At 40.6% G+C, this 15,545-nt stretch carries 16 protein-coding genes and 1 pseudogene; all 17 read left to right on the forward strand.

What is annotated here, in order from left to right; translation table 11 throughout:
• Nucleotides 1–206 (forward strand): hypothetical protein (locus BFI01S_RS23790; RefSeq protein WP_218008337.1); only part of this gene is annotated, 206 nt, incomplete at its 5' end.
• A gap of 256 nt (nt 207–462) precedes the next feature.
• Nucleotides 463–693 (forward strand): HU family DNA-binding protein, encoded by a 231-nt coding sequence (locus BFI01S_RS17950; protein WP_061793821.1) that lies wholly within the window; start codon nt 463–465, stop codon nt 691–693.
• Between the two features lie 600 nt (nt 694–1,293).
• Nucleotides 1,294–3,108, forward strand: a complete 1,815-nt coding sequence (locus BFI01S_RS17955; protein ID WP_061793822.1) for a reverse transcriptase/maturase family protein — start codon at nt 1,294–1,296, stop codon at nt 3,106–3,108.
• Nucleotides 3,109–3,226: 118 nt separating this feature from the next.
• Nucleotides 3,227–3,304, forward strand: a pseudogene (locus BFI01S_RS22650) (HU family DNA-binding protein); the annotation flags it as partial.
• Nucleotides 3,305–3,525: 221 nt separating this feature from the next.
• The gene (gene folE / locus BFI01S_RS17960) at nt 3,526–4,089 is read left to right on the forward strand and encodes a GTP cyclohydrolase I FolE (protein WP_061793823.1); all 564 of its coding nucleotides are present in this window, start codon (nt 3,526–3,528) and stop codon (nt 4,087–4,089) included.
• 123 nt (nt 4,090–4,212) lie between these two features.
• Nucleotides 4,213–4,449, forward strand: coding sequence for a trp RNA-binding attenuation protein MtrB (gene mtrB, locus BFI01S_RS17965; RefSeq protein ID WP_061793824.1), 237 nt, complete (start codon nt 4,213–4,215; stop codon nt 4,447–4,449).
• 280 nt (nt 4,450–4,729) lie between these two features.
• Nucleotides 4,730–5,539 carry a heptaprenyl diphosphate synthase component 1 gene (locus BFI01S_RS17970; RefSeq protein ID WP_061793825.1) on the forward strand — a complete coding sequence of 270 codons (810 nt, stop codon included), beginning with the start codon at nt 4,730–4,732 and terminating at the stop codon, nt 5,537–5,539.
• Nucleotides 5,540–5,542: 3 nt separating this feature from the next.
• The gene (gene menG / locus BFI01S_RS17975) at nt 5,543–6,244 is read left to right on the forward strand and encodes a demethylmenaquinone methyltransferase (protein WP_061793826.1); all 702 of its coding nucleotides are present in this window, start codon (nt 5,543–5,545) and stop codon (nt 6,242–6,244) included.
• Nucleotides 6,245–6,323: 79 nt separating this feature from the next.
• Complete coding sequence (hepT, locus tag BFI01S_RS17980) at nt 6,324–7,286, forward strand: heptaprenyl diphosphate synthase component II (protein WP_061793827.1); 963 nt, start codon at nt 6,324–6,326, stop codon at nt 7,284–7,286.
• 166 nt (nt 7,287–7,452) lie between these two features.
• A complete protein-coding gene (gene ndk, locus BFI01S_RS17985; RefSeq protein WP_035330143.1) occupies nt 7,453–7,899 on the forward strand; it encodes a nucleoside-diphosphate kinase in 447 nt (148 codons plus the stop codon).
• 121 nt (nt 7,900–8,020) lie between these two features.
• Entirely contained in the window at nt 8,021–8,794 is a 774-nt protein-coding gene (locus BFI01S_RS17990; RefSeq protein WP_061793828.1) for a CheR family methyltransferase, read from the forward strand.
• A 199-nt stretch (nt 8,795–8,993) separates the two neighbouring features.
• Nucleotides 8,994–10,166, forward strand: a complete 1,173-nt coding sequence (gene aroC, locus BFI01S_RS17995) for a chorismate synthase (RefSeq protein ID WP_061793829.1) — start codon at nt 8,994–8,996, stop codon at nt 10,164–10,166.
• On the forward strand, nt 10,166–11,242 hold the full coding sequence (aroB, locus tag BFI01S_RS18000; protein WP_061793830.1) for a 3-dehydroquinate synthase: 1,077 nt from the start codon (nt 10,166–10,168) through the stop codon (nt 11,240–11,242). Before aroC ends, aroB begins: the two co-directional genes overlap by 1 nt.
• Before the next feature lie 64 nt (nt 11,243–11,306).
• A complete protein-coding gene (gene aroH, locus BFI01S_RS18005; protein ID WP_061793831.1) occupies nt 11,307–11,681 on the forward strand; it encodes a chorismate mutase in 375 nt (124 codons plus the stop codon).
• 87 nt (nt 11,682–11,768) lie between these two features.
• The gene (gene hisC, locus BFI01S_RS18010) at nt 11,769–12,869 is read left to right on the forward strand and encodes a histidinol-phosphate transaminase (protein WP_061793832.1); all 1,101 of its coding nucleotides are present in this window, start codon (nt 11,769–11,771) and stop codon (nt 12,867–12,869) included.
• Between the two features lie 95 nt (nt 12,870–12,964).
• Nucleotides 12,965–14,071, forward strand: a complete 1,107-nt coding sequence (locus BFI01S_RS18015) for a prephenate dehydrogenase (protein WP_061793833.1) — start codon at nt 12,965–12,967, stop codon at nt 14,069–14,071.
• A gap of 43 nt (nt 14,072–14,114) precedes the next feature.
• Entirely contained in the window at nt 14,115–15,407 is a 1,293-nt protein-coding gene (gene aroA, locus BFI01S_RS18020) for a 3-phosphoshikimate 1-carboxyvinyltransferase (protein ID WP_061793834.1), read from the forward strand.
• The last annotated feature ends 138 nt before the right edge of the window (nt 15,408–15,545 follow it).

A 15,545-nucleotide genomic window follows, 5' to 3' on the forward strand; every position in this document is an offset into this window, starting at 1 on the left:
TAGAAAAACCAGTGCTCAGAGTCAGAACCAGTGGCAACTTCGGACACAAAAAGCTAAAATCCAATGTTCAAAGTCAGAACCCTGACCTCCTTAAAGGAAATGGCACTTGCAATTTGAAAAAATATGTTTCAACCCGCCTGCTAAGGGTAATTAAACGAGGTCAGCGTATTACAAATATGTTGCAAATAAGAAAAGATTCCCATTAAATCATGAAATATTCTTGATAACAGCATTTGATTGTGATAATCTTTTAACAGAATTACCGTTATGGCGGCCAAAACCCTTATTTTAAAAGGGATTATAATGATTTTTTGATTGAAAAATTTCAATTTATCATTTATTATAAGGCTTGTTAAACAAAAACACGCCATAACGTATAGAATTCAGTAATTTTGTTTACAAATGTATGTAAGGAATCTTATTTTACTGGGTTTTATCCATATTTGGGAGGAGGTGAAAGGCATGAACAAAACAGAACTAATTAACGCAGTTGCTGAGGCTGGCGAACTTTCTAAAAAAGACGCGACTAAAGCAGTTGATGCTGTTTTCGATACAATCCTTGATGCTTTGAAAAATGGTGATAAGGTACAACTAATCGGTTTCGGAAACTTTGAAGTTCGCGAACGTGCTGCCCGCAAAGGACGCAACCCGCAAACTGCACGCATCGAAGTGCTTTCCCAAATGGCTTCTTAATTAAGGAAGACAATGAACGAAAGTACGCGTCCACTAAGGAAAACGATGCATGGAATCGTATGACATAATAGATGGTCATAGGCGAACGACTCACTTTGCGGGGAAACCCAATATAAGGACAACAGTATGTCGTGAAAAGGTTCAAGTCAAGGACTCATAACTTGCGACTGAGAACCAACGCCAAGTTGATATAAGGTTGAATGCTATACTGCGTGAAGAATAGCTCGGTGGCATTGGGTTGGCAGATGGGTTAATGAGATATAGTCCCATTTTCTACTAGGAAAAACTGTACCCGGTTTGGCGGTTTTTCATCTATTCAAAGTAGACACAGACTTAATATAAGTTCAAGAGCGAAAGTTCCAACCGAAAATCAACATTTTCCAAGCCATAGTGGATAACGATGGATTGCCTAAGTTAAGGTGCTTCATCGAATGAAGCTATTAGGAGTGATTTCAAGGGAAACCAAGAAATGCGACCTATGAAAACTTAATATGGCAACAGAATCCCCATAGTAGTCCGAGATAGGGAAAGCCTATTACATGGCGAAGGGGGATAGTTCGAACAGTTCAATACAATTCTAGAAGGAGTGTGTGAGACACTATGAGGAATTCAGAAGACGTATTGAACGGCTTAACTACCCAAGCGATAGATGAAAGTTATAGGTTCGAAAGAATCATCAGGAACCTATATAACGAAGACTTTTACTTGAGGGCTATTGGGAAATTATACGCGAATAGTGGAGCTGGAACTGTCGGTAGTGACGGAACTGCACTCAGCGGGTTCAGTAACAAAGACATCGAAAGAATCATCGAGAAAATTAAAGATGAAACTTACGAACCAACTCCACTACGAAGGGTCTATATTCCTAAGAAAAACGGAAAGAAAAGACCTCTAGGAATGCCGAACTTCAAGGACAAACTAGTTCAAGAAGTAATTAGGCAAGTTCTGGAAGCGATATATGAACCAATATTCAAGAACTCTTCGCATGGATTCAGACCCAAAAGAAGCTGTCACACGGCAATTAGGGAAATTGACATCACGTTTACAGGAGTTAAATGGTTTATAGAAGGAGATATCAAAGGGTGTTTCGATAACATCAGTCATCATATTCTTCTTAAATTACTTGAGAAAAGAATCAAGGATGAAAAATTTCTAAGACTGATTAACAAGTTTCTAAAATGTGGATACATGGAAGATTGGGTATATCACAAGACGTATTCAGGAACTCCGCAAGGAGGGATTATGAGTCCTATTCTGGCAAATATATATTTGCATGAATTGGATAAATATATGGAAAACCTTCGAGATGGCTTTGAAAAAGGCACATATAAGAGGAAAACCAACAAAGAATACCAAAGGATTTCTTCGAAATTACATCGAAGAAGAGTGAAATACAAAAACAATCCAAATGAAGAAACATTAAAGGAAATAAAAACACTAGAACAAGAACTCCTAAAAATACCATATTATGACCCTGAAGATGTGTCGTTCAAAAGACTTAGATACGTGAGATATGCTGATGATTTTCTAATTGGAATAATTGGGTCAAAAGAAGATGCAGAGAGAATAAAAAGAAAAGTCGGCAAATTTCTCAAAACGGAACTAGACTTGGACTTATCGGAAGAAAAGACATTAGTGACTCACATATCCGATAGAGCAAAATTTCTTGGATTTGAAATCACTAAAAGAGTGCCTAAAATCGAAAAGGCAAGTTATAGTCACGGAAGTATGAGAAAAGCCAATGGCAATTTGGAATTTTACATGCCACACGATTACGCAATAAATTGGCTCAAAAATGCCAGAGCAATCGTGTTTAAGAAAGATGGCAGTTGGAAACCAGTTGCACGTTATAGTTTAACTAATCTATCTGATTTGGAGTTACTTCTAACTGTTAATAGTGAGATTAGAGGTATTTACAACTATTTCAAAATAGCGAAAAACATTCACAGACAAATGTCTACGCTAATTTATGCTCTTGAATACAGTTGTCTAGGCACAATTGCCAGAAAACGCAAGTCATCGGTAGGAAAAATTAAGGAATCAATGAGAATTGGGAAACATTGGGGAACTGTCTATGAAACCAAAAAAGGTAAAAAGACAATGCTCTTCTTCCATGACCCCATTAAACGCTCAAAATTGACTCCTAACACTGATGTGAACGTTGACAAGGTATTTAACCTCATGAAATTTAGAGGACGCACAGAGCTTGAAAAAAGGCTATCAGCGTGTGAATGTGAAATTTGCGGAAGCTTCGACATCGATGGTGAATTTCACGTCCACCACGTCAATAAACTAAAGGATTTGAAAAAGAAATCCAAAAAGAGTTATTGGATGGAAGAAATGATAGCACGAAATAGGAAAACCCTAATAGTGTGTAAGGATTGTCATTGGAAAATACACACAGGGTCACTGTAAAATAGTTAAGTTGTTCGGATGGGGAGCCGTATGCTTCGAGAGTTGCACGTACGGTTCTGCGAGAAGTTCAACCAAACCTACTGTGGTAACACAGCAAGGCGGGGGGTTCTTACTCGATGGCGAAGAAATCGAAATCGCTGCAAGCAAAGTTCCTGCTTTCAAACCAGGCAAAGCGCTTAAAGATGCAGTTAAATAATCTACATACAAGTGCTTAAAGCTTATGCTTGAGCTAAAAACCGCGAAATATATTCGCGGTTTTTTCTTTTTGCATTACAGTCCTTCAGAAAGCAGAAGATTCACCCTATTTCAGGCATTTAATTTTACTCATAGAAAGAAGTTTCAGTTTTGCCTGAATGAGGGGGTTATGCTAATATGAACATATTATTACCACAGTGTTAATACATAGGAGGCATAATTATGGCAGAGGTAAATCGCGCCCAGATAGAAGATGCGGTGCGTTTAATATTAGAAGCAATCGGTGAAGACCCGAATCGTGAGGGACTTCTTGATACACCAAAGCGTGTAGCAAAAATGTATGAAGAAGTTTTTATGGGGCTTAACCAGGATCCTAAAGAATACTTTGAAACAGTATTTGGCGAAGACCATGAAGAACTTGTTTTAGTTAAAGATATTCCATTCTACTCTATGTGTGAACATCATCTTGTGCCTTTCTTTGGTGTTGCCCATGTAGCTTACATCCCGCGAAATGGCAGAGTAACAGGTTTAAGCAAACTCGCCAGAGCTGTAGAGGCAGTTGCAAAACGTCCTCAGCTTCAGGAACGCATTACATCTACTGTAGCAAATTCCATCCTGGAAAAGCTTGAACCGCATGGTGTAATGGTTGTTGTCGAAGCAGAACATATGTGCATGACAATGCGCGGAGTTAAAAAGCCCGGTTCAAAAACGGTGACATCAGCAGTTAGAGGCGTGTTTGCAGAAGATGCAAGAGCACGTGCTGAAGTCCTTTCGCTGATAAAATAATAAATATGGACTCTGTTCATGAATGGGTTCAGGCAATAAAAAGGTCAAAGGCTGAAAGATAAAACTTTTAGCCTTTTTTTGTAAATAATTATCAATCACAACATTTAGCAAAGGAAGGTATGAATGGAAAAGAAAAATCCATCAGGAAATGATTATATTGTAATAAAGGCCAAAGAAGACGGTGTTAATGTCATAGGGTTAACAAGAGGCTCTGATACAAGATTCCACCATTCAGAAAAACTTGACCAGGGAGAAGTAATGATTGCGCAATTTACGGAGCATACTTCTGCGATTAAGATCAGGGGGAATGCAAGGATTATGACAAACTATGGAGAACTCGAAAGTGAGGCTAAGAAATAGCTTTCCCCCGGAATAGAAGAGCAGAATATTTTCATAAGATAATGTCCTGACATGTTCCTGTCATTTGTGATATAATTGTCTCTGCTTGATTAATTCTCTTGAATACAAGATACCGGGTAAAAGGTTTTTTTTGCCCGTTTTATATTTAATAGGAAACAATGAATTGGCTAAAAATAGATAAGAATGTGTAAGGTGTTTTGTATCCGTTCTCTTTGTCGCAGTATTCACATGGAGAAATAGTGGTTGAAAATGAAAATTAAGGGGAAACAAGGGTGATGGCATGCATGATGTGAAGATTAAATTAGCAGATGTGAAAGAACAGATTGAAAAAAAAGTTAACCACCCTTATCTACTCAGGTATATTGATTCACCTGTTATTGATGAAGACAAGCTTCTGCTTTTTATCTCTTTACTGGATGATATGGAGATACCTGACTCGAAAGCAGAAAAATATGCAGTAACTGCAATGCTTATCCAAATCGCCCTTGATACCCATGAACTTGTTAAGAACGATGAAACTGAAGACAAAGGTCTTAAACATAGACAGCTTACTGTCCTTGCAGGTGTTTATTACAGCGGATTATATTATAAGATTCTCGCAGCTTTTGATGATATCAAAATGATCAGAGCCTTCGCAGATGGGATCAAAGATGTAAATGAGCATAAAATTTCCCTATATCAGAAATCTCCTGAAGCGGTCGACACTCTGATGAATTCGGTCAGGAAAATAGAGTCGTCACTTTTTGAAAAGCTGGCTGACGCATTCAGCAAAGCAGCATGGAATGACGTTATATCCAATCTTTTATTCATTAAGCGTCTGATTATGGAGAAGCAGCAGTTCATGAAGGATGGCACCTCAGTTGTTTTTGAAGCGCTTAAAAAGCTGACTTTCCCGAAAGTGAAAGAGATGTCTGCTGAGCAGCGGAAATATCTGATTCTCATTTGCGACAGGTATATTGATTTCTCAAAGAATATTGTCGATCAATCACTGCTGGAATTTCCTATGGTAAATGAATTATTAGAAGAGCGTATTCACTGCATTTTCAATAATAATCAGTCTGTGGCTAAAACTTTTGTGGAAGAAGGATAAAATATGCAGCAATCAAAAGAAGAACGTGTCCATAGCGTATTTGAAAAGATTTATGACAACTACGATAAAATGAATTCGGTTATCAGCTTTCAGCAGCATTTAAGATGGCGAAAAGATACAATGAAAAAGATGAATGTTCAAAAAGGTGCAAAAGCTCTTGATGTATGCTGCGGTACAGCCGATTGGTCCATTGCACTCGCTGAAGCGGTAGGTGAAAGCGGTAAAGTGGTAGGCTTGGATTTCAGCAAGAATATGCTGAAAATCGGCGAGGAAAAAATCAAGGATCGGAAACTGAAGCAAGTGGAGCTTGTGCATGGTAATGCAATGGAGCTTCCTTTTGCTGACAATTCTTTTGATTATGTTACAATCGGTTTCGGTCTGCGCAACGTTCCGGATTATCTGCAGGTGTTAAAAGAAATGCACCGTGTTGTAAAGCCGGGCGGTTTAGCGGTGTGTCTGGAGACTTCTCAGCCAACACTGTTTGGATACAAGCAGGCATATTATTTCTACTTCCGTTTTATTATGCCTATGTTCGGAAAGCTTTTTGCCAAAAGCTTTAATGAATATTCCTGGCTGCAGGAATCAGCGAGAGACTTTCCCGGAATGAAAGAACTTGCAGGAATGTTCGAAGAAGCAGGCTTTAAAAACGTTATATTCAAGCCTTATAGCGGCGGAGTGGCTGCCGTACACATTGGAACGAAATAAAAATAATACTTGTTCTGTATGTTTCTCATGGAAGATAGAGAATAGATCAGACGGGATCGATAAGCTGGGTGAGTAAGCGATGAAATTGAAAATGATGTATTCATTTTTAAATTCAGATTTAACTGTTATAGAGAACGAGCTGGAGGAGACGATTAAAGCTGAGTCTCCCCTATTGCATCAGGCTTCCCTGCATCTGCTGCAGGCCGGGGGGAAAAGAATCCGCCCAGTTTTCGTTTTGCTGGCTGCGAAGTTCGGAGAATATGATATTGATAAAATTAAAAACGTAGCTGTATCACTGGAGCTTATCCATATGGCGTCGCTTGTCCATGATGATGTTATTGATGATGCAGAACTGCGCCGGGGACAGCCTACCATTAAAGCAAAATGGGATAATAAGATTGCCATGTATACCGGTGATTATATTTTTGCGCGCGCGCTGGAATTAATAACAAATGTGGAAAATCCGCATGCCCATAAAATTCTCTCTCATACACTTGTTGAGCTGTGTATAGGTGAAATAGAGCAAATTAAAGATAAGTATAACTATGACCAGAATATCAGGACATATTTCCGGAGAATTAAAAGGAAAACAGCCATGCTGATTGCCGTGAGCTGTCAGCTTGGCGGAATTGCGGCAAATGTAGAGGAAGATATACATAAAAAACTTTTTAAATTCGGCTATTTTGTGGGAATGTCCTATCAGATCATTGACGATGTCCTGGATTTTGTCGGTACAGAAAAAGAACTTGGCAAGCCTGCAGGGGGAGATCTCCATCAGGGAAATATTACGCTTCCTGCTTTATTTGCAATGGATGATCATAGCATCTCCGAACAAATCAGGAGAGTTCATGAAGGAACTGAACGAAGTGATATAGAGAACATAATTGCCTTGGTGAAAGACTCTGGTGCAATTGAAAAATCTCTGCAAATTAGTGATAAATATCTGCAGAAAGCCTTAGGGGTACTCGAAGAGCTTCCTCATTCCAGGTCCAAGAAAGCTTTGCGGGATATTGCAAAATTTATAGGCAAAAGAAAATTTTAATTTATTGTACTAATTGCCAGCACTCTTCCAGGTGCCGGCAATTTATGTTTTGTGGAAGTTAAAATTATAAGCGCTTTCAAATTCCTGTTGCTAAATTTTCAAAACAATGTTAATATTTTCGTGGATTAACATTATAACTATACATAAGTTTTAGGAGTGGAATTCAATGGAAAGAACTTTTTTAATGGTTAAACCAGACGGTGTACAGCGCAATCTAATCGGAGAAATCGTTTCCCGTTTCGAAAAGAAAGGCTTTCAGCTAGTAGGCGGCAAGCTAATGAGCATAAGCCAGGAACTTGCTGAAGAGCATTATGGAGAGCATAAAGAGCGTCCGTTCTTTGGAGAGCTTGTTGACTTTATTACATCCGGACCAGTTTTCGCAATGGTATGGGAAGGCGAAAATGTTATCGCAACAGCTCGTCAGATGATGGGTTCAACAAATCCTAAAGATGCTGCTCCTGGAACAATCCGCGGAGATTTCGGCATTACAGTTGGAAAAAATGTAATCCATGGATCCGATTCACCTGTAAGTGCAGAACGTGAAATTGGCCTTTTCTTCAAAGAAGAAGAAAAAGTGGAATACAAAAAATTAATGAATGACTGGATTAACTAATATTCTTAAAAGTACTTGTCCATGACAAGTGCTTTTTTTGTAACCGAATTCATTACTTCAGCTGGATGGGCATAACGATTAAAGACAAAAGCTCACCGGTAAATATCAGAGGGGAAATAGAATGGCAGACGATTATCAGGAATTTATTCAAAATATAAAAAGAAAAACAGGAATTGATCTTTCTCTGTACAAAGAAGCTCAAATGAAGAGAAGGCTTATATCCCTGTATGAGAAAAAAGGTTTTCAATCATTTGGAAATTTTTTTAGCGCGATAGTCAAGGATAGAGAACTGCTGAATGATTTTTTGGATAGGATGACAATAAATGTTTCCGAATTTTACCGGAATGCACAAAGATGGGAGGTGCTCGAAAAAAACATCCTGCCTGGACTATTAGATCAAAATCGGAATCTGAAAATCTGGAGTGCGGCCTGTTCCACTGGTGAAGAGCCTTATACAATTGCTATGATTTTATCAAAAATGCTGCCAATATCCCAAATCAGGATTACTGCAACAGATATTGATGAAAATGCCCTGGCAAGGGCGTGGATGGGTATTTACCCTGAGCGTTCGCTTAATGAAGTTCCTGACAAGATGAGACAAAAATTTTTTAAGCGAGAAGGAAGTTTCTATAAAATATCCGAGGATATAAAACGGACAGTAAGCTTTAAAAAACAAAATCTCCTTTCAGATGATTTTGGCGGTCCGTTTGATCTAATTGTATGCAGGAACGTTCTCATATATTTTACAGAGGAAGCAAAGGATCAGCTTTATCATAAATTCAGCGGCGCATTAAGAAAAGATGGCATATTCTTTGTTGGGAGCACTGAACAGATTTTTAACTCAGGGCGCTATCACCTGGCATCTGCTGAAACTTTCTTTTATAGAAAAGAATGATAACACAAGGGGATGATTTCGGTCATCCTCTTTTCTTTTGCTTTTTTAGTTTGGTAGTAAATAACTATTCGTGTTAAAATGACTCCATTCATAAGAAGAAATAAAATATTATAGGAATTTTCAATTTTATCTATTCTTATATTTATCATTATGTTATATTGATACATAATCCTTTAATGAGTTGAAGGGGGAAAGAGTTTTGAGATATCTTACATCTGGTGAATCTCACGGACCGCAGCTGACCACTATAATAGAAGGGCTGCCAGCAGGAATGCCGCTCGTAGATTCAGATATAAATGAAGAGCTTGCCAGACGCCAGAAAGGCTATGGCAGAGGCAGAAGGATGCAAATTGAAAAAGATACTGTTCAAATAACAGCGGGGATCAGGCATGGATACACACTGGGATCCCCGGTAGCACTTGTTGTTGAGAATAATGATTGGAAGCACTGGACAAAAATTATGGGCCAGGACCCTCTTAATCCTGAGGATGAGGCTGAAGTGAAAAGAAAAATCTCCCGTCCTCGCCCAGGCCATGCTGATTTAAATGGAGCCCTAAAATATGGGCACAGGGATATGAGAAATGTATTAGAGCGATCTTCAGCCAGAGAAACCACAGTGAGAGTGGCTGCCGGTGCAGCTGCAAAAAAACTGCTTTCTCAGCTGGGGATTGAGGTTGCAGCACATGTTATTGAAATTGGCGGGGTTGTTTCAGGCAAAAGAGATTATTCTTCACTTAAGGAGCTAAAGGAAATTACAGAAGAATCGCCTGTTCGCTGTCTGGATCAGGCTGCCGCCCAAAAAATGATGGATGCCATTGATTCCGCCAAGGAAAATGGCGATTCCATTGGCGGAGTAGTGGAGGTTATTGTTGAAGGAATGCCTCCGGGAGTTGGAAGTTATGTACACTATGACCGAAAGCTTGATTCGAAGCTTGCAGGTGCAATGGTGAGCATCAATGCTTTTAAAGGTGTGGAGTTTGGCATAGGTTTTGAAGCCGCAAGGAAGCCTGGAAGTGAAGTTCATGATGAAATCGCATGGGACCCGGATAAAGGCTATTATCGGAAAACGAACCGCCTTGGCGGCTTAGAAGGGGGCATGTCAACGGGAATGCCTATCGTCATCAGAGGAGTAATGAAGCCAATACCGACTCTCTATAAACCGCTGCAAAGTGTCGATATTGAAACAAAGGAACCCTTCTCAGCAAGCATAGAGCGTTCTGACAGCTGTGCAGTACCGGCAGCTGCAGTCGTTGCAGAAAATGTGATTGCCTGGGAATTGGCTTCAGCCATTGTGGATCAGTTCTATTCAGACCGGTTTGAAACATTAAAAGCTTCGGTTGAACAGCAAAGGCAATTTGCGAGGGAGTTTTAATGAAAAGGATTTTAATCAAAACATCTGACAGGACCTATCCGGTTTATATAGGGACTGCAGCGATTGAGGGATTGGGATCATATATTAAAGATACTTTTCCGGCCTTGACGAATATAATGATCATCACGGATGAAACGGTTCGTGACTTACATCTGCCAAAGCTGAAAGCAGCACTTACGGGGATGGAGGCAAAAGTCTGTACAGTGCCGAGCGGCGAGAAAGCTAAAACCTTTGAAGTTTACTACCAATGCTTGTCATTTGCCCTTGAGCATAAACTTGACCGAAAATCTCTTATCCTGGCGTTTGGCGGGGGGGCTGTCGGAGATTTGGCAGGTTTTGCGGCTGCCACATTTATGAGGGGGATACCCTTCATTCAGATTCCTACTACCATATTGGCACATGATAGCGCTGTTGGAGGAAAGGTTGCCATCAACCATCCTTCAGGAAAAAATATGGTGGGGTCTTTTTACCAGCCCCAGGCAGTATTTTATGACCTGGCATTTCTTGACTCTCTGCCTCAAAAAGAGATGCGCTCAGGATTTGCAGAAGTCATTAAGCATAGCCTGATAGATGATATGAACTTTTATTTGAACCTTAAAAACAACATCCATACCCTTGAGAGCCTTCCCTCTGGTGAATTAAGTAAGATGCTTACAAAGGGAATAGAGATCAAAGGCAGGATCGTTGCAGAGGATGAAAAGGAAGCAGGCGTTCGGGCATTTCTGAATTTTGGCCATACCCTGGGCCATGCAATTGAAGCGGAGAAAGGCTATGGAGAATGGACACATGGCGAATCTGTTGCAGTAGGAATGTTATTCGCACTTCAATTAAGTAAAACACTGCTGGATCTTTGCTTTGATGTTAACGAATTCAAGCGCTGGCTTGATCAGCTTGGCTACAAAACAGATCTCCCGGAAGATTTATCACATTCAAAACTGCTGGAGCGTATGAAGCAGGATAAAAAATCAGAAGGCCAGAATGTTCGCTATGTTCTTTTAGAGGAAGTGGGCAAGCCTGTCATATATCAGGTTTCTGATGACCTGATTTTGCGGGAGCTTGCTCTTTTTACAAAATAAATAGGCTTGACTAAATGACTAAGAGATAAAAAGGCTGACAAATCAGCTTTGGGAGGTGCTGCAATTGATCCGAGGGGTGAGGGGAGCCGTCACCGTAGATCAGAATTGTGAGGCAGAGATATTAGAAGCGACTGAGCTGCTGATCAGGCAAATGATTCAGGAGAATAATATTGTATCAGAGGATGTAGCTTCTGTCTTTATATCCGTTACGGAAGAATTAACAGCAGCCTTTCCCGCAAAGGCAATGCGTTCAATAGAGGGCTGGACATATGTTCCGGTCATGTGCATGAGCGAAATACCTGTCGAAGGATCACTCCCTAATTGTATCCGGGTTATGATGCATGTGAATACAGATGCACCTCAGCAGAATATCCGCCATATTTATTTGCGTGGAGCCATCAAGCTTCGGCCAGATCTAAACACCGCGAACTCTCCTTAGTGGAGAGTTTTGTGATAATATAGGAGCAGATCAATAATGCTTTAATACGATAATTAGTGAAAGCGATAAAAAAAGAGGTGGATTTGAATGAAATGGAAGGAACAGCTGTTGAATTTAACTCCTTACCAGCCGGGAAAATCAATTGATCAAGTTAAAAAGGAATATGGCCTGGATCAAATAGTTAAGCTTGCTTCAAATGAAAATCCTTTTGGATGTTCTGAAAAAGTTCTTTTTACTATGAATCAGTCGCCATCATTTTTTGCCCTGTATCCCGATGGCTATGCTTATGAGCTGCGGTCGGTTTTGGCTGGGCACTTAAGCATACAGGAAGATCAGCTGATTTTTGGCAATGGCTCGGATGAAATTATTCAAATGATTTCCAGAGCTTTATTAAGTCCGGAAACCAATACTGTTATGGCGGCGCCAACATTTCCCCAATATAGGCATAATGCTGTGATAGAAGGTGCGGAAATCAGGGAAATTCCATTAGTTGAAGGGGAGCATGATCTTGATGGAATGCTGGCTGCCATCGATGAAAAAACAGCTATAGTATGGGTGTGCAGTCCAAACAATCCGACAGGGAACTATATTAATGAGCCGGCATTACTTTCATTCCTGCAAAAGGTGCCTCAAGATGTATTGGTTGTCCTTGATGAGGCTTATTATGAATATGTCACAGCAGAGGATTACTGCAATACACTGGATTTAATCCCGAATTACGAAAATTTGATTGTCCTGCGTACATTCTCGAAAATTTATGGCTTAGCAAGCCTTCGGGTAGGCTATGGAATTGCAAATCCTCAAACGATCAAAGCCCTCGAACCGGTACGAGAGCCATTTAATGTAAACAAGTTTGCTCAGGCTGCCGCTGCTGCAGCCATAGGGGATCAGAATTTCATTGAAGAGTGCAGACGGAAAAATCGCGAAGGGCTAGAACAATTCTATGCTTTCTGTGAAGAGCATGGACTGGAATATTATCCTTCACAGGGAAATTTCATATTAATCAATTTTAATGCCGATTCGGATGAGGTGTTTCAATTTTTACTTGAAAAAGGGTATATCGTCCGGTCCGGCAAGGCACTTGGCTTTCAGGGCTATGTCCGTGTCACGGTAGGTTCTAAGGAACAGAATGATGGTGTGCTTGCAGCAATGGATCAATATCTTGCAAAGCAGGCTGCAGCATTGTAGGTAATTTATTTGGCTGGCAGTATTATATACTTTTTGATATCCATTCAGAGGCATAATGATGCCTCTGAATTATTTTTAATAAAGGCGGTGAGAGGATGAGAGGGAAGATCTTTATTATTGGCCTTGGTTTGATCGGAGGTTCTTTGGCCTTATCAATTAAAAGAAAACATAGTGAAAGCATGATCATTGGCTTTGATGTAAATAAAGAGCAGGGGCGCCTTGCCCAAATGCTGGGGGCCGCAGATGAAATTTCTGCTACTATTAAAGATGGGGCAAGGGACGCAGATTTAATTTTAATAGCTGCACCTGTACGGGAAACTCAAAAAATTATACATATTTTAAAAGAATGTGAATTGAAAAGCAGCGTCATCATTTCGGATGCAGGCAGCACGAAAAAAGAAATTGTCAGCTGTGCCAAGGTACTAAAGGAAAAAGGAATTACTTTTATCGGAGGGCATCCAATGGCTGGCTCCCATAAGAGCGGTGTCACTGCAGCAAAAGATTTGCTTTTTGAGAATGCCTTTTATCTGCTCACTCCAGAGGAACATATTTCTCCGGCAGAGATTGAAAGGTTAAAAGAATGGCTCTCAGGGACGAAAGCGAAATTTCTTACCATATCTCCCGATGAACATGATTATATAACCGGGATCGTCAGCCATTTTCCGCATATGATAGCTGCTTCCCTTGTCCATCAGGCAGAAAAAACAAGCCGTTCGCACAAGCTGATTCCGAGACTGGCAGCTGGAGGCTTTAGGGATATTACCAGGATTGCCTCCAGCAGCCCTGCTATGTGGAGGGATATTCTTCTTCAGAATAAAGAAGTGCTGCTTAAGTTAATGGAGGATTGGCAGGGTGAAATGGAGATAGTAAAATCTATCCTCAAACAGGAAAACAGTGAGGGTATATTTGAATATTTTTCCCATGCAAAAATGTTCAGGGATGAACTGCCGCGAAAAGAAAAAGGGGCTATTCCGTCATTTTATGATCTGTTCGTGGATGTACCGGACTACCCTGGTGTCATTTCAGAAATCACTGGATATTTGGCTAAGGAAGAAATCAGCATAACGAATATTCGAATCCTGGAGACAAGAGAAGAAATTTATGGAGTTCTGGTAATAAGCTTTCAAACGGAAGAGGACCGGGAACGAGCCATTAATTGCTTAGAACAATATACAAGCTATGAAACAACCATCGGTCTATAGTGCAGGAGGAAAGACCTTTATAAACCAGCAAAGGGTGATTAATATGATTCCGGCAAATTTAAGGACAAATCTTAAAGGATTAAGCGGAGAAATTGCGGTACCAGGTGATAAATCCATATCTCATCGATCTGTGATGTTTGGATCAATTGCAAAGGGAAAGACTGTTGTAACCAATTTCCTGCTCGGTGAGGACTGCCTAAGCACGATAGCATGCTTCCGCAAGCTGGGTGTAACTATTGAACAGGAAGGCAATAAAGTTACAATTTTGGGGCAGGGAATGGATGGATTACAGGAACCTGCAGGTATTCTGGACGTTGGCAATTCCGGTACAACGATACGCCTTATGATGGGGATTCTGGCTGGCCGTCCGTTCCATTCAGTCCTTATCGGTGATGAATCAATCGCAAAAAGGCCGATGACAAGAGTGACCGCGCCACTAAGTTTATTTGGTGCGAAGATTCATGGCAGGAAGAATGGAGAATTTACCCCTTTATCAGTCATTGGCGGCCCTTTGTCAGGAATAACATATGAGCTTCCTGTCGCCAGTGCACAGGTTAAATCAGCCCTGCTCTTTGCCGGCCTGCAGGCCAGCGGGGAAACAATCATTATTGAACCTGTGAAGACACGTGATCATACGGAAAGAATGATCACACAATTTGGCGGGCAAGTTGAAGCAGACGGGCAAATCATTCGGGTTAAAGGAGGCCAAACACTGACAGGGACAGAAATTCATGTTCCCGGTGACATATCTTCTGCTGCCTTCTTTCTGGCTGCAGGAGCCATTGTGCCTAATAGTGAAATTACATTAAAAAACGTTGGACTGAATCCTACAAGAACCGGCATCCTTGAAGTGCTGAAACAGATGAGTGCAGATTTCAGCATTAAGCCGTATGAAAATGGATCAGCCGAGCCTGCAGGGGATATTACCATCAGAACTTCTAATCTTAAAGGAACCGTTATAGAAGGGGCACTCATTCCCCGGCTGATCGATGAAATTCCTATTATTGCCCTTCTCGCAACACAAGCAGAGGGAGAAACAGTAATTAAGGATGCAGAGGAACTTAAGGTCAAGGAAACGAATCGCATTGATACGGTTGTCAATGAACTCTCCGAGCTTGGAGCCGTGATTACTGCTACAGAAGATGGAATGGTAATCAGGGGAAAATCATCTCTTTCAGGAGGAACTGTCTCAAGTCATGGAGACCATCGGATCGGCATGATGCTGGCAGTTGCTGCTGCCATTTCAAAGGGCGAAGTTCAGCTTCATCAGAAAGAAGCTATTTCTGTATCCTATCCATCGTTTTTTGACCATTTAGATAGCCTTATTTCAGATTGAAATACCTTTATTGAAAAAAGGCTGTTTTAGCAAGGTTCGGTACATTTTGTGTTTTATTTACTGAGTTGATTGGAGCGGAAGGTGCGAGACTCCTGCGGGAGTAGCGGGACAGGTGAGACCCCGCAGACGCGCAGTGTC

This window comes from Cytobacillus firmus NBRC 15306 (genome assembly GCF_001591465.1).
GTDB lineage: Bacteria > Bacillota > Bacilli > Bacillales > Cytobacillaceae > Cytobacillus > Cytobacillus firmus.